The organism is Streptomyces sp. CCM_MD2014, assembly GCF_000772045.1.
In the GTDB taxonomy this organism is placed as follows: domain Bacteria; phylum Actinomycetota; class Actinomycetes; order Streptomycetales; family Streptomycetaceae; genus Streptomyces; species Streptomyces salinarius.
Map to the genome: position 1 here is coordinate 4,091,800 of NZ_CP009754.1, position 22,829 is coordinate 4,114,628.

Genomic DNA, 22,829 nt, shown 5'->3' on the forward strand with positions numbered 1-22,829 from the left:
GACGGACGCGGCATGACACCGCCCGGGGGCCGCACCCTCCCTCACCTCCCCTGCATCCGAACGGAGTCGACGCATGCCCGAAGACGAGTCCTGGGAGTACTCCCTGTACGTCCCCAACGACCCCCGCGCCGTCACCATCAGTCGGCGCACCCTGCGCCTGATCCTCACCATGCACGGACTGATCCGCCTCGTCGATGTCGCGGAACTCCTCGCGGCGGAGCTGATCGGCAACGCCGTGCTGCACACGAAGGGCCCCGCCGCACTGCGGGTGCGCTGGTCGCCGCCGGAGACGCTACGGATCGGCGCGTGGGACGCTGATCCCGAACCACCCGGCGCTCCCGCCCGGTTGGCGGACGTGGCCGACGACGAGAGTGGCCGGGGGCTCGCTCTCGTCAGAGCCTGCTCCGACCTGTGGGGCTGGCAGCCGCTCTCCCGGTTCGGCAACCGGGGAAAATACGTGTGGTGCGAGGTCGGTGCCGGTCAGCCCGGCGTCACCAGCCGCGCCTCGTAGGCGAAGACCGCCGCCTGGGTGCGGTCGCGCAGGCCCAGCTTCACCAGGACGCGACTGACGTGGGTCTTGATCGTCGACTCGGCGACGACCAGGCGTTCGGCGATCTCCGCGTTGGACAGGCCCTGTGCGATCAGGACCAGGACCTCCGTCTCACGCTCGGTCAGGTCGCCGTACGCCGCCTGCGCCGAGGGCATCAGGCGCGGGGCGTCGGAGAGCTTGGAGAACTCGGTGATCAGGCGCTTGGTGACCGTGGGCGCGAGGAGAGCTTCGCCGGACGCCACCACCCGGACACCGTCCGCGAGCTGACGGGCCGAGGCGTCCTTGAGGAGGAAGCCGGACGCGCCCGCGCGCAGTGCCTGGTACACGTACTCGTCGAGGTCGAAGGTGGTGAGGACCAGCACCTTGGACGTGGTGTCTGCCGCGACGATCTCCCGGGTCGCCTCGATGCCGTTCAGCTCGGGCATGCGAATGTCCATAAGGACCACGTCCGGAGCGAGCTCGCGGACCTTGGCCACCGCCTCGCGGCCGTTGACCGCCTCGCCGGCGACCTCGATGTCCGGCATCGCGTTCAACAGGACCGAGAAGCCCTCGCGCACCATCATCTGGTCGTCGGCGATCAGTACCCGGATCGTCATGCTTCGTCCTCGGTCTGCACGGTGACCGGCAGGAACACCGCCACCTCGTACCCTCCGTCGTCCGTCGGGCCCGCCGTCATCTCGCCGTTCAGCATCGAGACGCGCTCGCGCATGCCCGTGATGCCGTGTCCGGCGCCTGGTGACGGTTTGACCAGGGTGTTCGGTGGGACGGCAGTGTTGACGACGCGCAGGCCGAGGCCGCCCAGGACGTAGGAGACCTCGACGCGGGCCGTCGCGCCGGGCGCGTGCCGCAGGCTGTTGCTCAGGGCCTCCTGCACGATCCGGTACGCCGACAGCTCCACGCCGGGCGGCAGCTCGCGCACCGCGCCGGTCACCGCCTTGTCGACCGTCAGACCGGCCTCGCGCACGTTGGCGAGCAGGGCGTCCAGGTCGGCGAGGGTCGGCTGCGGGGCGTCCGGGGCCTCGTAGTCCTCGGCGCGGACGACGCCCAGGACGCGGCGCAGCTCGGTGAGGGCCGCCACCGCGTTCTCCCTGATTGTGGCGAAGGCACGCTCCAGCTCCTCGGGCGGATTCTCCACCCGGTAGGGCGCGGCCTCCGCCTGGATGGCGACCACCGACATGTGGTGGGCGACCACGTCGTGCAGCTCGCGGGCGATGGTGGTGCGCTCCTCCAGCAGGGTGCGGCGGGAGCGCTCGTGCGCGGTGACCGTCTGCTGGGCGGTGACCTCCTTGCGGGCGGTCTGCCGTATGTGCCAGAGACAGACCAGGAGCAGGGCGAACGCGGACGTCACCATCATGGGCGCGCTGTTCGTGTAGTAGTACGCCCCGCCGAAGAAGACGTCGGCGAAGAAGGCGTACACGCAGGTCAGAACCCACATCCAGACGGCGGTGCGGGGCCGGGTGCGCAGCGCCACGATGATCAGCACCGCGAGGTGGCAGATGAACGCGCCCGGCATCCAGGGCCAGTCCCACCCGGCGCCGTTGACGAACGCGACCAGCGGCGTGGCGGCGAGGGACATCCAGAACGCACCGATCGGCCGGAGCAGCGTGGCGAGCACCGGGAGGGCGCACAGGATGCCGGACAGCAGGGCCGGTACGTCACCGCCGGGCAGGCTCCCCGACACCGAGCCGACGACCAGGGCGATGAACGCGATCACTCCCACCGCGGCGTGCGGGAGGTACCGCGCGTCCGACCTCAGCCGGCCGGGCAGCCGGCGGACGAGCGGGCCGTCCGTGTGCCGGGGCGGCAGGACGCGGTAGGCGAAGGGGTCGTGGAACAGGTCCTGGCGCAGTCCCCGCAGGGAGGTCCGGACCAGCCGGTACTCCTGGCTGCGGGTCCCGCCGTCGTGCTGCTGGTGAGTCGTCTCGGTCACGCTCAAACGGTAGGCCGACCGGGAGTGCCCGGTCGTCCCCGTGGAGAGGGGTTCTCCGGCATCCGTCTCAAGTACTACGGGGGCCACCGCGCATCGCTCCTCAGTAGCCCGCGGGGCGCACCAGCCCCGACTCGTACGCGAACACCGCCGCCTGGGTGCGGTCCCTGAGGCCCAGCTTCACCAGGATCCTGCCGACATGGGTCTTCACCGTCTGCTCGGCGACCACCAGGCGCTGGGCGATCTCCGCGTTCGACAGGCCCTGCGCGATGAGGGCGAGCACCTCCGTCTCCCGCTCGGTCAGCTCGCCGACGCGGGTCTTCAACGGGGCGCGCGGACGGTCGTCCAGCCGGGAGAACTCCGCGATCAGCCTGCGTGTGATCCCCGGCGCGAGCAGGGCGTCACCGGCGGCCACCACCCGCACCGCCTCGGCCAGCTGGTCGGCGGACGCGTCCTTCAGCAGAAACCCGGAGGCCCCCGCCCGCAGCGCTTCGTACACGTACTCGTCGAGGTCGAAGGTGGTCAGCACCAGCACCCTGACCTCCGGGGTGGCACCGGTGATGCGCCGGGTGGCCTCGATACCGCCCAGCTCCGGCATGCGGATGTCCATCAGGACGACCTCCGGCGCCAGCTCGGCGACCTTGGCCACGGCGTCCAGGCCGTCCACCGCCTGCCCGATCACCTCGATGTCCGGCTGGGTGTTGAGCAGCACGGTGAAACCCTGCCGGACCATCTGCTGGTCGTCCGCGATCAGCACGCGGATCACGCGGCCGTTGCTGCTGGTCGTCATGGAGTGTCGTCCTTGGTGAAAGGGTCGGTGAAGGAGGCGGCGGAAGAGTCGGTGAAGGGGGCGGCGGGCAGGTCGGGGCCGTCGGCCGGCAGGAAGGCCGCCACCTGGTAGCCGCCGCCCGGCAGCGGGTGCGCCGTCAGGGTGCCGTCCAGCATCGCCACCCGCTCCCGCATGCCGAGCAGCCCGTGCCCGGCCCCCTGCGAAGGCGCGGGGGCGCGCTTCGGCCGGGTGTTGGAGACCTCCACACGCAGTCCGATCGGCAGGTGGGTGAGGTGGACGCGGGCGGTCGCGCCCGGTGCGTGCCGCAGCACGTTGCTGAGCGCCTCCTGCACGATCCGGTACGCCGACAGCTCCACGCCGGGCGGCAGCGGTCTGCGCGTCCCGCTGCTGCCCAGGGCGACGGTCAGTCCGGCGGCCCGGATGTTGTCCACCAGCGCGTCGAGCCGGTCCAGGGTGGGCTGCGGGGCGTGCGGGGCGGCGTCGCTCCCCTCGGGTGCCTCCAGCGCGTTCGGGTGCTCGGCGCGCAGCACGCCCAGCACCCGGCGCAGCTCGGTGAGCGCCTCCAGTGCGTTCTGCCGGATGCCGGCGAGGTTCTCCTTCAGCTCGTCCGGCGGGTTCTCGACGAGGAGGGGCGCGACCTGGGCCTGGATGGAGATCACCGACATGTGGTGGGCGACGACGTCGTGCAGCTCGCGCGCGATGCGGCCGCGCTCCTCCAGCAGGGTGCGCCGGGCTCTCTCCTCGGCGGTGAGCGAGGTCTGCTCGGCCAGTTGGGTGCGGGCCTCTCTGCGGCCGCGCAGGGCGATGCCGAGAAGGACGACGACCGCGAAGAGGATGACCGCGAGCTGGCCCGTCGGGAGGTAGTTCGGGGCGCCCACCAGACCTTGCACGACGTAGGTGGGAAAGGCCGTGAGGAGCAACGCTTCCACGGACACCCGGGTCCTGACCCGCAGGGCGAGCAGCAGCATCACGAACAGGTGCCCGATGAGCCCGGCGGCCGTCCAGGGCCAGGTGAACTCATAACCGCCCACCACCATCTGGGCCCGCACCGCGAAGGCCCCCACCAGCATGCCCGCCATCGACAGCCACCACGCCGCGACCGGCCTCCACAGCGCGAGCACCATCGCGCCGGCCTGGGCGACGGCGATGAGGAAGGCGAAGCCCGGCTCGACCCTGCCGTTGTCCCCGAGTTGCGCGGCGTCTCCGAGCAGCACCCCCAGCGCTGCCAGGCACACCACCCCGTGCGGGAACCAGCGCAGCCACACCGACGGCGGCAGCGGGTCGGCCCGCCAGGTCCACAGGTCGTCGTGGAGCACGCGCAGTACGCGCCCGGCCCGGGCGCGTGACCGGGCCCACTGCCGTTTCCCCCATCGCGTCACGGGCTCCACCCTAGACATGACGTGCACCCGCCGTGGTCCCCCGGCGCTGCGGGCTGTGCGCACGGACGACCCGGCTGCCGCGTCGTACCCCGCCGCGCTCGCAGGAGCGGAACGTGGCCCAGCAGCAGGCCAGGACCAGCGCGAACACCGGAAGCCAGGCGAGCCGGGCCGCGACCCAGTCCAGGCCGTCGGGGAGCGTGTGCAGGCCGGGCAGGCGGCCCGCGAGGAGTCCGGTGGCCGTGGTCGCCATCAGCGCCGTCTGGTGCCAGAGGAAGATCGTCATCGCGGAGAGATTGACCAGCGCGACCGCCGCCCAGGCCACGGGGCGCCGCATCGCACGGCGCAGCCGCTCGCGCAGCAGCAGGGCGAGCCCGCACTGGGCCAGGCCGAAGGTGACGGCGGCCAGGGTCGGCGGGTTGAGGTTCGACACCGACGCGCCGGGGACACCCACCATCGACGCCGGGTAGCCCGCCCAGGCCACGAGCGCCGCCGTGGCCGCCGTCCCCCCGGTCAGCAGGAGCCAGCCCGCGCGCCGCCGGTCCAGTTCGCCGCGGGTCCAGGCGGCGCCGAGGGAGTAGGGGACGAGCCAGCCGGCCGCGAGGTTGACCCAGCCGAGCCAGGACGGGGCACCGAGCCCGAAACGGAGCAGGTCCACGTGGAGGACGACGACCAGCGGCCACAGCGGATGCAGCCGGGTCAGCAACGGGGTCGCCGCGGTCAGCGCGGCGAAGACCAGCAGGAACCACATCGGGGACAGCGCCAGCTTCACCAGCGTGTGGACGGTCGGGTGGTCCGCGCCCGTGAACAGAAGCAGCGCGGCCGTCACCGTCCACAGGGTGAGGACGGCCAGGACGGGTCGGAAGAGCCGGGACAGCCGGGCGGTCAGCCAGCGGCCGTAGGTCTCTCCGCGCGCACGGGCCGACGCGTACCCACGCGTCGCGACGTGGCCGCCGACCAGGAAGAACACGGCGAGGGTCTGGAAGGCCCAGGAGACCGGGGACAGCCAGGGCATGTCCTGCAGCGGGCTGGCCGCGTGCAGGCCGGTGCCGTCGGCGACCAGGGCCGTCACCAGCCAGTGCCCGAGCACCACCCCGAGGATGGCGAGGGCCCGCAGGGCGTCCACGGCCCGGTCCCGCTCCTTGGGAGTGGCGGCGTCGATGCGGGCGACGGCGGCGCGCAGGGAGCCGCGCGGGAGCGCCGGGGTCGGGTCAGCCATGGGTCACCTCCGTGGTCTCGCCCAGGGCGATCCGGGCCAGGTTCGTCAGGGAGGGGGAGCCGGGGTCGAAGTAGTCGCTGTGACCGCCGTCGCCGGCGTCGAAGACCCGGGCGCCGAAGCCCGGGGAGACCGGGTCGGTGCCGAAGCCGACGGTGGTGCCGAACAGGCCGGCGCTGACGTGCGGAACGTGCTCCACCCAGTCGTCGGCGCCCCGCCCCGCCCATATCCGGGCGTCGGAACGCAGGTCGTCGGCGGTGTCCGCGCCGGTGCCCGGGCTGCCGACCAGGGCGATGTCGGAGACGGCCAGGCCGTCGGCGGCGCGGGCGCAGACCACCGAGCCGTAGGAGTGGCACACGAGGGTGACGCGGGTGTCCGGGCCCGTGATCCGGCGCAGGTCGTCGACCAGGTCGCGCAGCTCGGGGGCGGCCCGGTCGGCGCGGTCGGTCGTGGCGACGGTGGTACTGACGGTGCCCGGTGTCTCGTAGCCCAGCCAGGCCACGACGGCGGTGCGCGTCCCCGCGGGAGCCTCGGCGGCGAGCTGCCGGTGCAGGGCGAGGGCGGCGGCGCGGAAGCGGCCGTAGGTGTCGATGCCGGTGTCGGAGCCCGGGACCAGCACGGCGACGCGGTCGGCGTGCGCCAGGTCGCCGAGGACTTCGGTGACCAGCCCCGCGCCCCGGCCGTCGAACGCGAGGAGCCGGCGGGACGGGTCGGCCATCGCACGGTCCGCCGCCGCGCGGTGCCGGTCGCCGTGGTCGGCGGCCATCCGGGACGCCTGAGCCGCGTTGGCCCGGTTGGCGGCGTAGGCCCTCTCCAGTGTGGCGGCCGTCGGGGCCGCGAGAGCGGCGGGCGCCGGGGCGGGGATCTCGGGCCGCGCGGCCCCGGACAGGGGGAGGGCCACGGCGCCGGCGATGAGGGCGGCACAGCCGGCGCGGCGCCATCCGCGCACACGCCGCCGCCAACGTACCGTCGTCCCGGGCCCCATGGCCTCTCCCCTCCAGCCCGCCCGCCCATCGGGCGCGTCTGCAGGGAAAGTTATGAATCGGACCGGGTAACCCGCGTCCCGCCCAGGAACTCACCTGGCGGGTAGCTCTCAGGTATTACGGGTACGACGGGCAGGCACGACCGACCGACCGACCGACCGACCGACCGGCCGACCGGCCGGGTGACCGGCCGACCGGGTGACCTACCACCGACCGACCTACCAGGCCAGCTGCGCGATCTCCTCCGCCACCACCGCGCAGGCGTCCGCCGCCGGATCGATCAGCGGGTAGTGCCCGACGTCCTCCAGCAGCGTCACCCCCACCACCTCCCCGGCCTTGGCCGCCGCGTCCGCGTACGCCTCGGCGACGCTCTGCGGGACGTCGACGTCGGCGCGGCCCTGCACGAGGGTCGTCGCGATACCGGTGGGCAGCAGCAGGGCGGGGTCGGCGTAGGGCCGTCGCTCGGCGAACAGTTCGCCGCCGCCGAGCAGTTGCCGCGCCGCACCACCGCACACCCCGAGCTTGTCGGCGACCTCGAAGTCGGCGATCGGCGCGAGGGCGACCACGCCGCGCAGGGGCGCCGGGCGCTCGGTCCGCCACGGGGCGTCGGCGGGCAGCAGGTGCCGCGCGGCCGCCCAGAGGGCCAGGTGGCCGCCGGCGGAGTGGCCGGTGAGCACCGTACGGCGGGCGTCGGCCCGCGGCAGGTGCTGCCGGACCAGTTCGGGCAGCGCGTCCAGCGCGGCGGCCACGTCGTCGAACGTGTCGGGCCAGCGCCCCGCGACGGGCTCCCCGGAACCGTCGATGCCGGTCCCCTCCGCCCCGCGCCGGTACTCCACGCTGGCCACGGCGAAGCCCCGCGCGGCCAGGAAGGCCGCGAACGGGCTGATGTGCCGCCGGTCGTACGGGGCGCGCCACGAGCCGCCGTGCAGCACCACCACGACGGGAGCGGCCTCGCCCGGGCCCGCGACGCCGCGCGGCGCGTAGAAGTCGATCACCTGGTCGGGGTGGTCGCCGTAACCGGCGGTGGAGTCGGGCTCGACCGCCGGGTGGGAGAAGGCCGATTTCTCCTCCGCCGCGTTCCTCGCGGCAGCGGTGCCCGGTTCTGCGGCGGCGTCCGGCATGCTCAACCTCTCAGCGACGAAACGGTGTTGGCGGACCGGGGGAATGAAATCGGCCGTCGGCGGGACGTTATCAGGCCGGTGACGTGCGCGGACATGGGGATGTGACGCTGGGTGAGGGCCGGAACGACGCGTCCCGGCCCCGCACCACGAACCGAACCGTCTCGCGACCGACCGCGCGGCTCAGCCCGCCAGCGTCCGCGCCAGCACCCGCGCCGCCCGCTCCACGTCCGCGAAGCCGACGTACAGCGGGGTGAAGCCGAAGCGCAGCACGTCGGGGGCGCGGTAGTCGCCGACCACCCCGCGCTCGATCAGCCGCTTCATCACCTCGCCCGCGTCGTCACAGCGCAGCGCGACCTGGCTGCCGCGCTCGGCGTGTGCCGCCGGGGTCACGGACTCCACGCGGCCGTCAGGGACGTACGCCCCGACGCAGCGCAGGAAGAAGTCCGTCAGCGCCAGCGACTTGGCCCGCACCGCCGCCACGGAGACACCGTCCTCGTCCCACACGTCCAGCGCCGCCTCCAGGGCGAGCAGGGAGAGGATGTCCGGCGTCCCGACCCGCCCGCGCACCGCGCCGGAGGCCGGGGCGTAGCCGGACCGCATGCCGAACGGCTCGGCGTGCGAGTTCCAGCCCGGCAGCGGGGAGTCGAAACGGGGCTGGAGGTCGCGGCGCACGTACAGGTAGGCGGGCGAGCCGGGGCCGCCGTTGAGGTACTTGTACGTACAGCCGACCGCCAGGTCGACGCCGTGCTCGTCCAGCCCGACCGGCAGCGCGCCGGCGCTGTGGCACAGGTCCCACACCGCGTACGCCCCCGCCGCGTGCACCGCTGCCGTGAGCGCGGGCAGGTCGTGCAGCCGGCCCGTGCGGTAGTCGACGTGGTTGAGGAGCACGGCCGCCGTACGGTCCCCCAGCGCCGACGGCACCTCGGCCGGGGCGACCGGACGCAGGGCGCACCCCGTCATCCGGGCCGCCGACTCGGCGATGTACCCGTCCGTGGGGAACGTGGTGGCGTCCACGAGGATCTCGTCCCGCCCGGGCCGGTCCTCCTGCGCCATGCGCACCGCGGCGACGAGCGCCTTGAAGACGTTGACGCTGGTCGAGTCCCCGACGACGACCTGCCCGGCGGCCGCGCCGACCAGCGGGGCGATCCGGTCGCCGATCCGCTCGGGCGCGGTCCACCAGCCGCTCTCCTCCCAGGACCGGATGCGCAACTCGCCCCACTGACGCCGTACGACGTCCTCCACGCGCGCGGGGACGTGCACGGGGAGGGCGCCCAGCGAGTTGCCGTCGAGGTAGGTCACGTCGTCGAGGACGAAACGCTCGCGCACCGCCGCCAGCCCGTCGGCGGCGTCCAGTTGCTCCGCCTCGCCCGCGAGGCTCTTCGGCTCAGACATACGACCGCGCCGTCCACAGCTCGGGGAACACGTTGTTGCCGGCCCGCTTCTCCAGCCAGGCCACCCCGGCGGAGCCGCCCGTGCCGGTCTTGGAGCCCATCGCGCGCCGGGTGGCGACCAGGTGGTCGTTGCGCCAGCGCCACACCAGCTCGGCGACGTCGGTGAGGGCCTCGCCGAGGCGGGCCAGCTCGCCGTTCTGGTCGCCGGAGTAGACGGCCGTCCAGGCGGCCTCCACCTCCGGCGACGCCTCGTACTTCTGGGTGACGTCGCGCTGGAGCACGGCGTCCGGGATGTCGTACCCGCGCCGGGCGAGCAGCCGGACCACCTCGTCGTACAGGCTCGGCTCGTGCAGCGCCTTCTCCAGTTCCGCGTGGACGCGCGGGGCGCCGCGGTGCGGGACGAGCATGGACGCGGACTTGTCGCCGAGCAGGAACTCCAGGCGGCGGTACATCGCCGACTGGAAGCCGGAGCCCTCGCCGAGGGCGGACCGGTAGGAGTTGAACTGGGCCGGGGTGAGCTGCCCCAGCGGGGTCCAGGAGGCGTTGAGCGCCTCCAGCTCGCGCACCGAACGCTTGAGCGCGTCGGTGGCCACCGGGATCCGGTCCTCGCGCAGAGCGCGGGCGGCGGTCTCCCATTCGTGGACGATGACGGTGAACCACAGCTCCATGACCTGGGTCGTGACCAGGAAGACCATCTCTCCGGGATCGTCGGAGAGGGTGTGCTGGAGGTGGGTGAGCACGTCCGCCTTGACGTAGTCCTCGTACGGCGTGCTGCCCTCGAAGTCGAGATTCGGGGCGTCGTGGGACATCGCTGTCTCCTGATGGCACTACGGGTAGCGGTCCGCCCTGCCGTTACCGGCACGGGGCCCCGGTCCCCAACGGCATCCTCCGCAATCGTCGCAGGAAACCGCAAGGCCCGCCCGCGCAGGGCGGACGGGCCAGGGCACGTGCCCGGGTCAGCCCAGCACCTCGGCCGCGCTCGGCGAGGAGTCCTTCAGGAACTCGCTGCAGCGCTCGTACTCCTCCTTCTCGCCGATCGCCTGGGCGGCGCGGGCGAGGGCGTGCAGGGCGCGCAGGAAGCCGCGGTTCGGCTCGTGCTCCCAGGGCACCGGGCCGTGCCCCTTCCAGCCGCTGCGGCGCAGGGCGTCGAGGCCGCGGTGGTAGCCCGTACGGGCGTACGCGTACGACTCCACGACGCTGCCCCGCTCGAACGCCTCGTCGGCCAGGCGGGCCCAGGCCAGCGAGGACGTCGGGTACTTCGCGGCGACGTCGGCGGGGGTGGTGCCGCCCGCCAGCAGCTCGCGCGGGCCGGGGTCGTCGGGGAGGTGGGTCGGGGGCGGTCCCCCGAGGAGGTTCTCGTGAATGGCCATGGGACAAGTCTGCGGCATTGCCTGCGGCGGCTGGGCGGGGTGGGGTGGGGTGGGGTGCGTTGTCGAGTGCGGGTGCGCTGTGGTTGAGCGCGCGGTTCCCCGCGCCCCTTGAGGGCGTCACCCGGGCGTCGGCCAGGGCGGCGCCCCGCATTCCCTGCCGTGCGCGGTTCCCCGCGCCCCTTGAAGGCATGACCCGGGGGTCGCTCCGGGGTGGTGCCCCGCGTCACCTCTCGTGCGCGGTTCCCCGCGCCCCTTGAAGGCATGACCCGGGGGTCGCTCCGGGGTGGCACCCTGCGTCACCTCTCGTGCGCGGTTCCCCGCGCCCCTTGAAGGCATGACCCGGGGGTCGCTCCGGGGTGGTGCCCCGCGTCACCTCTCGTGCGCGGTTCCCCGCGCCCCTTGCTCCAGCGGCGGTGTCAGGACCGAGCCGTGGGTGCGGCACTCGGGGTGGGGGCAGTCCGGGGACGGGCGGCGCACCGTCGTGAGGGCGATCACGGAGCCCACGACCAGGACGCCGGCGCAGATCAGCATCGCCGGTCCGAACGCGTCGTCGAAGGCCCCGGGCGACCGGTACGCCTCCTCGCCCATGCCGGTGAGCAGCGGCAGCGCGGCGACCGCGACGAGCCCCGCCGCACGGGCCGCCGCGTTGTTGATGCCGCTGGCCAGACCCGCGCGCGAGGTGTCCACGGCGGCCAGCACGCTCGCCGTCAGCGGGGCGACCAGGGTGACCATGCCGAGGCCGAGGACCAGCAGGGCGGGCAGTACGTCGGCGAGGTAGGAGGCGCCGGGGCCGACGCGCAGCATCAGCACCATCCCGGCGGCGCAGAGCAGGGGGCCGGCGGTGAGCTGGAGACGCGGGCCGAGGCGCTCGGCGAGTTCGCCCGACCGGGCGGAGAGCAGCAGCATCAGGACGGTGGTCGGCAGCAGGGCCGTACCGGCGGCCAGCGCGGACCAGCCGACGACGACCTGGAGCTGGAGCGCGGCGAGGAAGAAGAAGCCGCCGAAGGCCGCGTACACGCACAGGGTGACCAGGTTGACCGCCGTGAACTGGCGGGAGGAGAAGACGTCCAGCGGCATCATCGGGTCCCTGCCGCGCCGCTCGACGAGGACGAAGGCCACCGCGGCCACCGCCCCGGCCACCGCGCTGAGCGCCACCGCCCAGGACGCCGTACGGGCCTCGATCAGCGCGTACGTGAGCAGGGCCAGGGCCGCCGCGCACAGGGCCGCGCCGAGCACGTCGAAGCGCGTGTGGGCACGCTCGTCCGAGGACTCGGGGACGTGCCGCAGTGCGATCGGGACGCACAGCAGGGCCAGCGGGACGTTGAGCAGGAACACCCAGCGCCAGCCCGCGCCGTCCACCAGCCAGCCCCCGAGGAACGGCCCCACCGCGGCGCCGACGCCCCCGAAGCCGGACCACAGGCCCACCGCCCTCCCCCGGTCGTCGGCGTGGAAGGACGCCTGGATCAGGGCGAGCGAACCCGGCGTGAGCAGCGCACCGCCGACGCCCTGGAGGGCGCGGGCGGCGATCAGCACCCCGGCGTTCGGGGCGAGGCCGCACAGCAGGGACGCGGCGGCGAACCACAGCACGCCCAGGACGAAGACCCGGCGGCGGCCGAACCGGTCGCCGAGGGCGCCGCCCAGGAGGATCAGGCCGGCCAGCGTGACCATGTAGGCGTTGACGGTCCACTGCAGGGCGGCGAGGTCGGCGCCGAGGTCACGGCCGATGTGGGGCAGGGCGACGTTGACGACGGTCGAGTCCAGCAGGGCCATGCTGGAGCCGAGGACGGTGGTGAGCAGGATCCACTTGCCTTGCGGTGAGGCCAGCCGGACGTCGGGCATGGACCCAGGTATACAGCGAGCCCGGCGCGAAGGGCGCCGGGCTCGTGCCTGCGGTCGTGTCGACCGGGTGTTACTTGATCTTCTGGCCCGCCGAACGCAGGTGGCCGCAGGCCTCGACGACGCGCGCGGCCATGCCGGCCTCGGCCAGCTTGCCCCAGGTACGCGGGTCGTAGGTCTTCTTGTTGCCGACCTCGCCGTCGACCTTCAGGACGCCGTCGTAGTTGCGGAACATGTGGTCGGCGACCGGACGCGTGAAGGCGTACTGGGTGTCCGTGTCGATGTTCATCTTGACCACGCCGTTCTCCAGCGCGGTCGCGATCTCCTCGGCGGTGGAGCCGGAGCCGCCGTGGAAGACGAAGTTGAACGGCTTGCTGCCGGCCGGCTGACCGTACTTCGACGCGATGCCCTCGTTCAGCTCCTTGAGCAGCTCGGGGCGGAGCACGACGTTGCCCGGCTTGTACACGCCGTGCACGTTGCCGAAGGACGCGGCGAGCAGGTAGCGGCCCTTCTCGCCCAGGCCCAGGGCCTCGACGGTGCGGACCGCGTCGTCGACCGTGGTGTAGAGGGAGTCGTTGATCTCGTGGGAGACGCCGTCCTCCTCGCCGCCGGTCGGGGTGATCTCGACCTCGAGGATGATCTTGGCGGCGCGGGCGCGCTCCAGGAGCTCCTGGGCGATGGCGAGGTTGTCGGACAGGGTCTCGGCGGAGCCGTCCCACATGTGCGACTGGAAGAGCGGGTTGCGGCCGGCCTTCACGCGCTCCTCGGAGACCGCGAGCAGCGGGCGGACGTACCCGTCGAGCTTGTCCTTGGGGCAGTGGTCCGTGTGCAGGGCGACGGTGACGTCGTACTTCTCGGCGACGATGTGCGCGAACTCGGCGAGGGCGACGGCGCCCGTCACCATGTCCTTGTTGTGCTGGCCGCCCAGGAACTCGGCGCCGCCGGTGGACATCTGGATGATGCCGTCGCTCTCCGCCTCCGCGAAACCGCGCAGGGCCGCGTGCAGCGTCTGGGAAGAGGTCACGTTGATGGCCGGGTAGGCGAACTTTCCTGCCTTCGCCCGGTCCAGCATCTCGTTGTAGACCTCGGGAGTTGCGATGGGCATCTGTCCGCTCCTTGTATGTGCGGGTGGGCGTGTTGGTGCTTATGGCCCTGACCTAGGACTGGGGGGCGACGTCATCGTCGGCCCCATCCTTCCAGACGAAAGGGGAATCCCCGAGTGGACCCCGGTCCCGTCTCGGCCCCTGGTACCCCTGGCGTCAGTCCAGGTCCAGCTCGTCCTTGTCGTACGCGTACAGGTACGGCACCCCCGCGCCGTCCTGGATCTTCTCGGCGGCGCCGGTCGCCCGGTCGACGATCGTCGCGACGGCGACCACCTCGGCACCGGCCTCGCGCACGGCCTCGACGGCGGTGAGCGGGGAGCCGCCGGTGGTGGAGGTGTCCTCGACGACCAGGACGCGGCGGCCCTTGATCTCCGGGCCCTCGACGCGGCGCTGCAGCCCGTGCGCCTTGGCCGCCTTGCGGACGACGAACGCGTCCAGCTTCCGGCCGCGGGCGGCGGCGGCGTGCAGCATGCTCGCGGCGACCGGGTCGGCGCCCATGGTCAGCCCGCCCACCGCGTCGAACTCCAGGTCGGCGGTCAGGTCGAGCAGCACCTGCCCGACCAGCGGCGCGGCCTCGCCGTCCAGGGTGATGCGGCGCAGGTCGACGTAGTAGTCGGCCTCCAGACCCGAGGAGAGGGTCACCTTGCCGTGCACCACGGCCTTGTCCTTGATCTGCTGCAGCAGCTCGCCGCGTACGTCCGTCATGTACGCCAGCTTAAAGGCGGCGCCAGGCCCAGGTGGCCGTGGCCTCCAGCGGCTCCAGGGGCGTGACCAGCCGGGGAAGGGTGTTCAGGCCGTTGGGCGGTCCGGTCTGCGGCTCCACACAGACGGCGGCCTCCTGCTCGTCGTACACCACGACCCACTGCTCCGGGCTGGTCACCTTCAGCTCCAGCCGTCCCGGCCAGGTCAGCGTGACGTCGACGCCGTCGGGCATGCCGAAGCAGTCGTCCCAGGGGCCCGGTTTCGGCGCGACCCGGTTGCCGGTGGGGAGGTGGTCGTCGCCGCGCTCCTCCTGCCAGGACGGGTCGAAGGCGATCTCCACGCCGGTGCCGTCGAGGATCCGGTTGAACCAGGGGTGCCAGCCGATCTGCGCCGGGAAGGACGACTCGTACGTCTCCACGGACATCGTCAGCGTCAGCGCGTCCTCGGCGAGCGCGATCACCTGGGTGACGCGGCCGGTGTAGGGCCAGGGGTCGGTGAGGTCGTACGTGAGGACGGCCTCGTCCGCGGTGGCGCGGGCGGTGCGCCAGGCGGCGTCGCGGGCGGTGCCGTGGATGGCGTGCGGCGGGGAGTTGAGGGGCATCTGGTGGACCACGGCGCCGTCGCTGAAGCGGCCGTCGCGGATGCGGCCGCACCAGGGGACCATCGGGAAGCAGCCGTAGCGCTCGCCCTGGCGCAGCAGCTCCGTGCCGCCGACGCGGAGCCCGCCGATCCGTCCGCCGTTGCCCGGCAGCACGGTCGCCTCCGCGTCACCCGCGGTCAGCGTGATGGGTTCGTTACTCACGCCACGACCCTACTGGGGCGATCAACGGCGCCCCACTCGGCCGGCGGCCCGGTGGCCCGGTGGTCCGGTTGGGTCCGGTTGGGTCCGATGGTGGGCTCGTGCGGTGGTCAGCGGCGTTTGCGCAGGGCGCGGCCCACCACGATCGCCGACGCCACGACCAGTGCGGCCGCCGGAGCGGCCCAGCGCAGCGGAGCGCCGACCGCGCTCGGCTGGGGCGCGGGCACGGGGGCGTACCGGCCGCGCGGCGGGGCGTGGTCCACCTCCTCGGCGCTGCGGCCGATCATCGTGCGGCGCGCGTGCGCGGCCTCGGCGGGGGGCTGGACGACCGGCTCGTCCACGACGTGCGCGTCCTCGTCGTCCTCGTCGTCCTCGTCGTCTTCGTCGTCCTCGTCCGTGTCCATGAGGGAGGACGGGGGGATCTCGGTGTCGAAGACGGAGGTGTGCCGCGGTTCGGGGTGCCCCTCCGGCTCCGGCTCGGACTCGGTCTCCGGCTCCGGCTCCGGCTCCGGCTGCTGGAGGGTCCGCGCCGCCGTGGCCAGGTTCTCCGCGAACCGGGTCAGCAACCGGTTCGCGGCCGACGTGACCGACTCCCCCGGCAGTTCCGACACGCGACCGTCCGCGGTGGCCGTCCCGGTGAAGGTGAGGGTGGCGCCGCCCTCGGCGTCGTCCGCTCGCAGTGTCAGCGCGAGCGTGACCGTGCCGGTGCCGCGCGACTCGGTGGCGTCACCCTCGACGGCGTACGTGCCGTCCTCGCGCGCGGACAGGCGCAGTGATCCGCGGTAGGTGATGGAGTGACTGCCGACACGCACCTTCAGCCGGCCCGCGACGGGCTCGGCACCGGCGTCCTGCTGGAGCCCGGGAACCGCCCGGGCGACCCGGACGGGGTCGGCCAGCACGTCCCTGAGCCGCTCGGCCGGAACCGGAACGAACACCTCATGCTCCATGTCACGGCACCCTACCCAGCGGGCGCCCGGCGCACCCCCCGTCGGCACAAAGTCACCCGCCGCCCGCGGCCCCCGGCGTCACCAGTCCCGTCTCGTACGCCACGACCACCGCCTGGGCCCTGCTGGTCAGGCCCAGCTTGGTCATCGTGCGGTTGAGGTGGGTCTTCACGGTGGCCTCGCTGATGAACAGGCGGTCGGCGGCCTCGGCGTTGCTCAGCCCCCGGGCCACCAGCCGCAGGACCTCCGCCTCACGGCCGGTCAGCGCGGTCAGCTCGGACGGCGGACCGGCGTCCGGTGGGGCGGCGGGCCTCGTGTCCGTCATCCGCGTGAACGCCTCCACCAGACGCCGGGTGACCGCGGGGGCGAAGAGGGCGTCGCCGCCGTGCACCGCGGTGATCGCGGCCAGCAGCCGTTCCGGTCCGGCGTCCTTGAGCAGGAAGCCGGACGCACCGGCCCGCAGGGCGCCGTACACGTACTCGTCGAGGTCGAAGGTGGTCAGGACCAGGACGCGGGGCGCGGGGTCCTCCGCCTCGGCGATGATCCGCTCGGTGGCCTGGATGCCGGTGAGGCCGGGCATGCGGATGTCCATCAGGACGACGTCCGGCCGGGTCCGGGCGGCCAGCGCCACCGCCTCCGCCCCGTCGGACGCCTCGCCGACGACCTCCATGCCGGGTGCGGCGCGCAGCAGCGTGGCGAGGCCGCTGCGGACGAGGAACTGGTCGTCGACGACGAGCAGGCGTATCGGCCCGGCGGTGTCGTGGTGCGGCCCGTCCGTCGGGCGGTCTGCGTCGGTCATTCCCTGACGGCGTCTCCCCGGCGTGCGGCTTGTACCGGCGTCGGCAGGGTCAGGCGCACGCCGAATCCACCCTCGCTGCGCGGGCCGACGACGATCGTCCCGCCGTAGAGCTTGGCCCTCTCCCGCATCCCGATCAAGCCGTGTCCGCCCCGCTCGGCAGGTGTGACCGGATCCAGCCCCTCCACCGGCCCGTCGTCGGTCACCGACACCGTTACCTCGCCCGCGCGGTAGGCGAGTTCCACGGCGGCCTCCGTGCCGGGTGCGTGCTTGAGCACGTTGGTGAGCGCCTCCTGCACGACCCGGTACACGCAGAGCTGGACGCCGGGCGGCAGGGGGCGCGGGGTGCCCGTGACGCGCAGCTCGACGCCGACGCCGCCGGTGCGCACCCGGGTCACCATCTCGTCGAGCTGGTCGAGGCCGGGGGCGGGGGCGCCGTCGGCGCCCTGCACGCCGTCGGCCCGCAGCAGGCCGAGCATGCGGCGCAGTTCGGCCAGGGCCTCGCCGCTGGCGCCCTCGATGGTGTCCAGGGCGCCGCGCGCGGTACGGGCGTCGGTGCGGAAGACGAAGCGGGCCAGGCCGGCCTGGACGTTGATGACGGCGATGTGGTGGGCGACCACGTCGTGCAGCTCGCGGGCGATCCGCACGCGTTCCTCGGCGACCTCGCGCCGGGCCCGGTCGGCCTGTTCGGCCCGCAGCCGCAGCGTCAGCTCACCGGTCCGGCGGGCCACGTACCCGAACCGCCACAGCACCAGCGGGAAGCCCACGGCTTGCCCCGCCACCGAGGCCATCGACCCCGTGTCGCTGCGCAGCCCGGCGTAGATCCAGACGCCGGCGAGCAGGGCGGCGCAGGCGGCGGCGGTGCGGGTGGGGCGCAGGGAGGCGACGGTGTAGACGGCGAGCATGGGGCCGAAGGAGCCGACGACGGGCCAGTAGTCGAGGGTGACGTAGACCGCCCAGCAGGCGTGGACGGCGAGGCAGACGGTCACGGGGGCGCGGGTGCGCAGGACGAGGGGGAGGGTCAGCAGGGCGACGAGCGTCCAGGCGGGCGGGTCGAGCGCGGGCCACCCCTGGGCGACGGCCTCGGTGCCGAGCAGGACGGCCACGGTCGTCAGCGCCGCGGCGATCAGGCCGTCGGCCGCCAGGGGGTGCAGGCGCATTCCCGCAGCGTAGGTCCGCCCGCCCGGGTCGGCGTCATCCTTCTGCCGTACCGCGGAAGTTGCAGGAACCGGCCGGATACCGCGCCGGGTTGGGTCCGGTCTCCACCCACCGCCGGATTCCGGGACGCGCGGGGCGGCCGTAGGTTCTCGGTGCGAGCGATCCGCAGGGGGGTGTGGCGGTCCGTCCCGTACCTGGGGGAGGGTCGGGCCGCCGCACGGGGACGTGGCCGCTCGCGGTCGCGGCGCCCGCGCGCCGGCTCAGTACCGCGGATGCACCAGCGTGGAAGGCGGCAGCCCGGGGATCCGGGTGCGGGCCGCGTCGCGGGCGTCCCGGGCCAGGGAATCCGGCGTGAGGGTGCGCGCACGGGGCGCCGCCGGGTCGAGACGCAGGGCGGGGGCGGTGCGCGCGGCCAGGAGGAAGCCCCAGGCGCGGGGAGCGCGAAGGGCAGCGGTGGTGCGGTCGGGCGCGGAACCGGGGCCGGGACCGGAGGCCGAGCCGTCATCGGAGGCAGCCGCGCCGGGATCGTCGGCGGCGACGCGGTAGGCGACGGTCCGCAGGCCGGCCGCCCGGAGGGTGGCGTCCACCGTCCAGAAGGCCCGGGGGGCGGCAAAGACCGGGCCCGCGTGGACCACCAGCCGCCCGTCGGGCGCGAGCACCCGCCGCAGCAGGCCGTAGAACTCCTGCGAGTACAGCTTCGTACTGGCCGTGACGGACGGGTCGGGCAGGTCCGAGATCACCACGTCGTACGCCGCGGAAGGCGTCGAGCGCAGCCGGTGGAAGGCGTCTCCCGGGGCGACGTGGACGCGCGCGTCGCCGTAGGCGTGCTCGTTGAGGGCGGACAGGCCGGGGTCCTGCCGGGCCAGCCGGGCCAGCCGGGGATCGAGTTCGACGACGTCGACGCGGCGTACGCCGGGGTGGCGCAGGACCTCCCGGACGGCGAGGCCGTCGCCGCCGCCGAGGACGAGGACGCGCGCGTGGGGGCCGTTCATGGCGGGGTGCACCAGCGCCTCGTGGTAGCGCCGCTCGTCGCTGCCGCGCACCCGCAGCCGCCCGTCCAGGAACAGGTCGAGGGGCCGGCCGTCGGTGTCGCCGGTGAGGACGACCTCCTGCACGTCCGTCCGCACGGCCACGCGGACGTCCTGGCCGTACACGGCCTGCCGGGCGGCGCGTTCGAAGTCGTCGGCGAGGACGGTCGCCGTGGCGAGGAGCGCGAGGACGACCGCGTTGGCGGTCAGCAGCAGCCAGCGCGCCCGGCGGGTCAGGTCGCGCCGGAACAGGCCGAGGACCAGGGCGGCGCCGACGACCGCGTTGACGGTGCCGGTGAGCAGCGCGCCGGTGAGCTGGCCGAGGAAGGGCAGCAGGACGAAGGGGAAGGCGAGGCCGCCGACGAGCGCGCCGACGTAGTCCGCGGCGAACAGGTCGGCGACGGCACCGCCCGGGTCCTGTCTGCGCACCCGCTGGATCAGCTCCATCAGCAACGGCACCTCGGCGCCGATCAGCACGCCGATGGCCAGGGAGAAGGCGACCAGCAGGACGCGCGGGCCGTCGGCCCACAGGCCGCCCCAGCCGCCGGTCCAGGCGAAGACGGCGTACAGCACCATCGCGCTGGAGCCGCCGACGAGGGCGAGGACGGCCTCGAGCGCGCCGAAGCCGGCCGCGGCGAGGCCGCGCAGCCGCTTGGCGGCGAGCGAGCCGATGCCCATGGCGAAGACCATGACGGACAGGACGACGGACGCCTGGGTGACCGAGTCACCGATCAGGTACGAGGCGAGCGCGACGAGTTCGAGTTCGTACACGAGCCCGCAGGCCGCGCACACGAACACGCCCGCCAGCACCAGGAACCGCCCGACGGCCGGCCGGACGGGCAGCCGCGCGGGCGCCTCGGGGCCACCGGAACCACCACCGGTACCACCGGAACCGCAGGAGCCGCCCCAGGAAGGCGGAGAGCCGGGCGGGGCGGGCACGTGCGGTTCGATCACGCAGTGACGTTACGTCACTCCCCCACTGCGCATCGTCACCCACACGTGTGAAACTCAGGTCCTCTCGGGCACCACAGGTTTATCCGGCCCCCACCTGCGCACCTGACCGGCAGTCCCCAGACACGCCGGCCCGCGCCCCTCCGCTCACACCGCGGACCGGCTGAGCTGCGACGCCGGCACCCGCACGCCCACCCGGGTCCGCGTCGCCACCAACTGGCCGTCCTGCGGATAGGCGTGCCAGGTCCGCCAGTGCACCTGCCCCTCGTGCCGCTGGGCCAGCAGCGCGGTGAACGCGTGCGGACTGCCCGGGAAGACCCCGGCCAGGCCGTGCGGGTGGTCGGAGACCAGCGCGATCAACTCCTGGGCACGACCGGCGAAGGAACCCGGCGTCAGCACCTCCACGCGGGCGGCGAACTCGTACTCCCAGTCGCCCACCCGCTTGGCGACGCCCAGCGGAAGGGGGGTACTGCTTCCGGGAATGCACGCCACCGTCTCCGAGCAGCTGCCCCGCTCCTCCTCGAGCAGGACTTGATGAGAGGCCCCCAGAAGTCTCAACTGCAGTTTGGCGTCCTTCAGTTCGACGTCGAGACAGGCGAGCGCGGGCAGCGGCTCGCGCCCCAGGGCCCAGGCCAGGTCGGCGGCGCGGGTGTCGGTGTAGGCGGTTGTCAGGGTCGTGAGCATGGATCGGCTCCGCAAGCACACAAGGAGAGGAAGGTGTGGGGCCTGCGCATCCGGGGCACTGCCGGGGATGCGGCCCGCTCAGCCCAGTCGGCCGGTCAGGAGGGGGGTCAACAGGTCGTCCGAGGAGCTGCGTTGATGAACAAGAGCGAATCATGAACGGTGGCGCCGCCACAGCGTTTTTACCCAACTTCGTGGCGTTTCCATCCCTCAGGGGGCTCAACAGCTCAACTGTTCAACCATGGCGCACACCCCGTCCGTACGGCGTGCGCCGGTGCGTGGAAGCGCCCACCGGGCGGGCGGCCCGGCGGGCGCTCTGTGTGGGGGGCTCGGGGCCCGGTCCCAGGAACGGGCCCCGCGGAGCCGGATGCGGTTCCCCCTGCAGGAGCTCAGCTGCCCCGTGTCAGCTGCCTCCACCGCATCCGCCGCCCCCTCCTCCCCCGCAGGACGACCCGCCTCCGCAGGACGAGCCGCCACCGCAGGAGTGGTCCGAGTGGTGGCCGCCCGAGGACGAGCCGCCCCCGTCGCCGGCCCACCAGCTGTTGGTGCCGCCCCCGCTGTCGCCGCCCCCGCCCGTGCCGGGCCGGCGCGACCCCCTGCCGCTCCTCGTCCGCACCGGGCGGGACGTGCGCCGGCCCACCACGAACACCCTGACCAGCAGGGCTGCGAGCACGAACAGGATGATGCCTGTGACCACGGCTCCACCCTCCTTCCCTTCCGGGCCGCGCCCGGAAGTCCCCCGAAGCAATCCCCCGTCGGACGCCTCGCTGTGTGTCGATTGCCTGTGCTTCCCGCCGTGAAGCCCGCGGCGTGCACGGGAGATGCCCCTCGCCGCCACGCCCCAAAGCAGAGTTGAGGAAGTCCAGAGCTTCGGCGCAGGATGGCCGCCATGACCTCGATGAGCTCAAGCGCCCGCCCCCTCCTGAACCGCCGGCTCGCCGAGTTCGGGACGACGATCTTCGCCGAGATGTCCGCCCTGGCGGTGAGGACCGGGGCGATCAACCTCGGTCAGGGCTTCCCCGACACCGACGGCCCCGAGGAGATCCGCGAGGCCGCCGTCCGGGCACTGCGCGACGGACGCGGCAACCAGTACCCGCCGGGCCCGGGCGTCCCCGAGCTGCGCACCGCCGTCGCCGACCACCAGCGGCGCCGCTACGGCCTGTCCTACGACCCCGACACCGAGGTCCTGGTCACCGCGGGCGCCACCGAGGCCATCGCCGCCGCCCTGCTGGCCCTCGTCGAGCCCGGCGACGAGGTCGTCGCGCTGGAGCCGTACTACGACTCGTACGCGGCGTGCATCGCGATGGCGGGCGGCACGCGCGTGCCCGTCACCCTGCGCCCGCACGAGGGCGCGTTCCGCCTGGACCTGGACGAGCTGCGCGACGCCGTCACCGACCGCACCCGCCTCCTGCTGCTGAACACCCCGCACAACCCGACGGGCACGGTCCTGACCCGCGCCGAGCTGGCGGCGATCGCCGAGCTGGCCGTGGAGCGGGACCTGCTGGTGGTGACCGACGAGGTCTACGAGCACCTGGTCTTCGACGGCGCCGAGCACATCCCCCTGGCGACCTTCCCGGGGATGCGGGAGCGCACGGTGAGCATCGGGTCGGCCGGCAAGACGTTCTCCTTCACCGGCTGGAAGGTCGGCTGGGTCACCGCCGCGCCGGCCCTGCTCACGGCGGTCCGCTCGGCCAAGCAGTACCTGACGTACGTCAGCGCGGGCCCCTTCCAGTACGCGGTCGCCGAGGCGCTCGCGCTGCCGGACTCGTACTTCGCCGCCTACCGGGAGGACATGGAGGCCAAGCGGAACCTGCTGGCCGCGGGGCTGGCCGAGGCGGGCCTCGGCGTCCACCGGCCCGCCGGGACCTACTTCGTCACCACGGACATCCGCCCGCTCGGCGAGAGCGACGGCATCGCCTTCTGCCGCTCCCTGCCGGAGCGTGCGGGCGTCGTCGCCGTCCCCAACGCGGTCTTCTACGACCACCGGGAGGCGGGCGCGCCGTTCGTGCGGTTCGCGTTCTGCAAGCGGATTCCGGTGCTTCAGGAGGCGGTACAGCGCCTGAAGACCCTGGCGGGGTAGCCCGTCCGCACCGGTACGACGAGAGCC

At 73.7% G+C, this 22,829-nt stretch carries 22 protein-coding genes; 2 read left to right on the plus strand and 20 right to left on the minus strand.

Annotated elements, in window-relative coordinates:
- Positions 1-73: 73 nt before the first annotated feature.
- Complete coding sequence (locus NI25_RS17945) at positions 74-511, plus strand: ATP-binding protein (RefSeq protein ID WP_061443416.1); 438 nt, start codon at positions 74-76, stop codon at positions 509-511.
- Here the strand turns inward: NI25_RS17945 and NI25_RS17950 are convergent.
- The 20 genes from NI25_RS17950 to NI25_RS39715 all read right to left on the minus strand — a co-directional run bounded on the left by NI25_RS17950 (position 481) and on the right by NI25_RS39715 (position 21,419).
- Positions 481-1,146, minus strand: a complete 666-nt coding sequence (locus NI25_RS17950; protein ID WP_061443417.1) for a response regulator — start codon at positions 1,144-1,146, stop codon at positions 481-483. The genes NI25_RS17945 and NI25_RS17950 overlap by 31 nt on opposite strands.
- Positions 1,143-2,567, minus strand: a complete 1,425-nt coding sequence (locus NI25_RS17955) for a sensor histidine kinase (RefSeq protein WP_061443418.1) — start codon at positions 2,565-2,567, stop codon at positions 1,143-1,145. Before NI25_RS17955 ends, NI25_RS17950 begins: the two co-directional genes overlap by 4 nt.
- 13 nt (positions 2,568-2,580) lie before the next feature.
- Positions 2,581-3,267, minus strand: a complete 687-nt coding sequence (locus NI25_RS17960; protein WP_061443419.1) for a response regulator — start codon at positions 3,265-3,267, stop codon at positions 2,581-2,583.
- Positions 3,264-4,664, minus strand: coding sequence for a sensor histidine kinase (locus NI25_RS17965; RefSeq protein ID WP_061446968.1), 1,401 nt, complete (start codon positions 4,662-4,664; stop codon positions 3,264-3,266). The genes NI25_RS17960 and NI25_RS17965 overlap by 4 nt, the downstream gene beginning before the upstream one ends.
- Positions 4,657-5,862: an acyltransferase family protein gene (locus NI25_RS17970; protein WP_061443420.1), complete on the minus strand. Its 1,206-nt coding sequence runs from the start codon at positions 5,860-5,862 to the stop codon at positions 4,657-4,659. Before NI25_RS17970 ends, NI25_RS17965 begins: the two co-directional genes overlap by 8 nt.
- On the minus strand, positions 5,855-6,844 hold the full coding sequence (locus NI25_RS17975; RefSeq protein WP_061443421.1) for an alpha/beta hydrolase: 990 nt from the start codon (positions 6,842-6,844) through the stop codon (positions 5,855-5,857). The genes NI25_RS17970 and NI25_RS17975 overlap by 8 nt, the downstream gene beginning before the upstream one ends.
- Positions 6,845-7,060: 216 nt before the next feature.
- Positions 7,061-7,963: an alpha/beta hydrolase gene (locus NI25_RS17980; protein ID WP_061443422.1), complete on the minus strand. Its 903-nt coding sequence runs from the start codon at positions 7,961-7,963 to the stop codon at positions 7,061-7,063.
- A 180-nt stretch (positions 7,964-8,143) separates the two neighbouring features.
- Positions 8,144-9,355, minus strand: a complete 1,212-nt coding sequence (gene kynU, locus NI25_RS17985; protein ID WP_061443423.1) for a kynureninase — start codon at positions 9,353-9,355, stop codon at positions 8,144-8,146.
- On the minus strand, positions 9,348-10,163 hold the full coding sequence (locus NI25_RS17990) for a tryptophan 2,3-dioxygenase (RefSeq protein WP_061443424.1): 816 nt from the start codon (positions 10,161-10,163) through the stop codon (positions 9,348-9,350). The genes kynU and NI25_RS17990 overlap by 8 nt, the downstream gene beginning before the upstream one ends.
- A gap of 147 nt (positions 10,164-10,310) precedes the next feature.
- Positions 10,311-10,724 carry a DUF3151 domain-containing protein gene (locus NI25_RS17995; RefSeq protein ID WP_061443425.1) on the minus strand — a complete coding sequence of 138 codons (414 nt, stop codon included), beginning with the start codon at positions 10,722-10,724 and terminating at the stop codon, positions 10,311-10,313.
- A 369-nt stretch (positions 10,725-11,093) separates the two neighbouring features.
- On the minus strand, positions 11,094-12,563 hold the full coding sequence (locus NI25_RS18000) for an MFS transporter (RefSeq protein WP_061443426.1): 1,470 nt from the start codon (positions 12,561-12,563) through the stop codon (positions 11,094-11,096).
- A 70-nt stretch (positions 12,564-12,633) separates the two neighbouring features.
- Positions 12,634-13,665, minus strand: coding sequence for a class II fructose-bisphosphate aldolase (gene fbaA / locus NI25_RS18005; RefSeq protein WP_061443427.1), 1,032 nt, complete (start codon positions 13,663-13,665; stop codon positions 12,634-12,636).
- A gap of 154 nt (positions 13,666-13,819) precedes the next feature.
- A complete protein-coding gene (pyrE, locus tag NI25_RS18010; RefSeq protein ID WP_061443428.1) occupies positions 13,820-14,368 on the minus strand; it encodes an orotate phosphoribosyltransferase in 549 nt (182 codons plus the stop codon).
- Between the two features lie 10 nt (positions 14,369-14,378).
- Positions 14,379-15,167: an aldose epimerase gene (locus NI25_RS18015; RefSeq protein ID WP_061443429.1), complete on the minus strand. Its 789-nt coding sequence runs from the start codon at positions 15,165-15,167 to the stop codon at positions 14,379-14,381.
- A gap of 107 nt (positions 15,168-15,274) precedes the next feature.
- Positions 15,275-16,111 (minus strand): SRPBCC domain-containing protein, encoded by an 837-nt coding sequence (locus NI25_RS18020; RefSeq protein WP_061443430.1) that lies wholly within the window; start codon positions 16,109-16,111, stop codon positions 15,275-15,277.
- Between the two features lie 52 nt (positions 16,112-16,163).
- Entirely contained in the window at positions 16,164-16,907 is a 744-nt protein-coding gene (locus NI25_RS18025; protein ID WP_078884654.1) for a response regulator transcription factor, read from the minus strand.
- Positions 16,904-18,064, minus strand: a complete 1,161-nt coding sequence (locus tag NI25_RS18030; RefSeq protein ID WP_061443431.1) for a sensor histidine kinase — start codon at positions 18,062-18,064, stop codon at positions 16,904-16,906. Before NI25_RS18030 ends, NI25_RS18025 begins: the two co-directional genes overlap by 4 nt.
- A 258-nt stretch (positions 18,065-18,322) precedes the next feature.
- The gene (locus tag NI25_RS18035; protein ID WP_061443432.1) at positions 18,323-20,044 is read right to left on the minus strand and encodes a polyamine aminopropyltransferase; all 1,722 of its coding nucleotides are present in this window, start codon (positions 20,042-20,044) and stop codon (positions 18,323-18,325) included.
- Positions 20,045-20,188: 144 nt separating this feature from the next.
- Positions 20,189-20,725: a DUF2617 family protein gene (locus tag NI25_RS18040; protein WP_061443433.1), complete on the minus strand. Its 537-nt coding sequence runs from the start codon at positions 20,723-20,725 to the stop codon at positions 20,189-20,191.
- A 400-nt stretch (positions 20,726-21,125) separates the two neighbouring features.
- The gene (locus tag NI25_RS39715; RefSeq protein ID WP_267886335.1) at positions 21,126-21,419 is read right to left on the minus strand and encodes a hypothetical protein; all 294 of its coding nucleotides are present in this window, start codon (positions 21,417-21,419) and stop codon (positions 21,126-21,128) included.
- A gap of 192 nt (positions 21,420-21,611) precedes the next feature.
- Between NI25_RS39715 and NI25_RS18050 the strand changes: the two genes are divergently transcribed.
- A complete protein-coding gene (locus NI25_RS18050) occupies positions 21,612-22,802 on the plus strand; it encodes a pyridoxal phosphate-dependent aminotransferase (protein ID WP_061446970.1) in 1,191 nt (396 codons plus the stop codon).
- Positions 22,803-22,829: the final 27 nt, after the last annotated feature.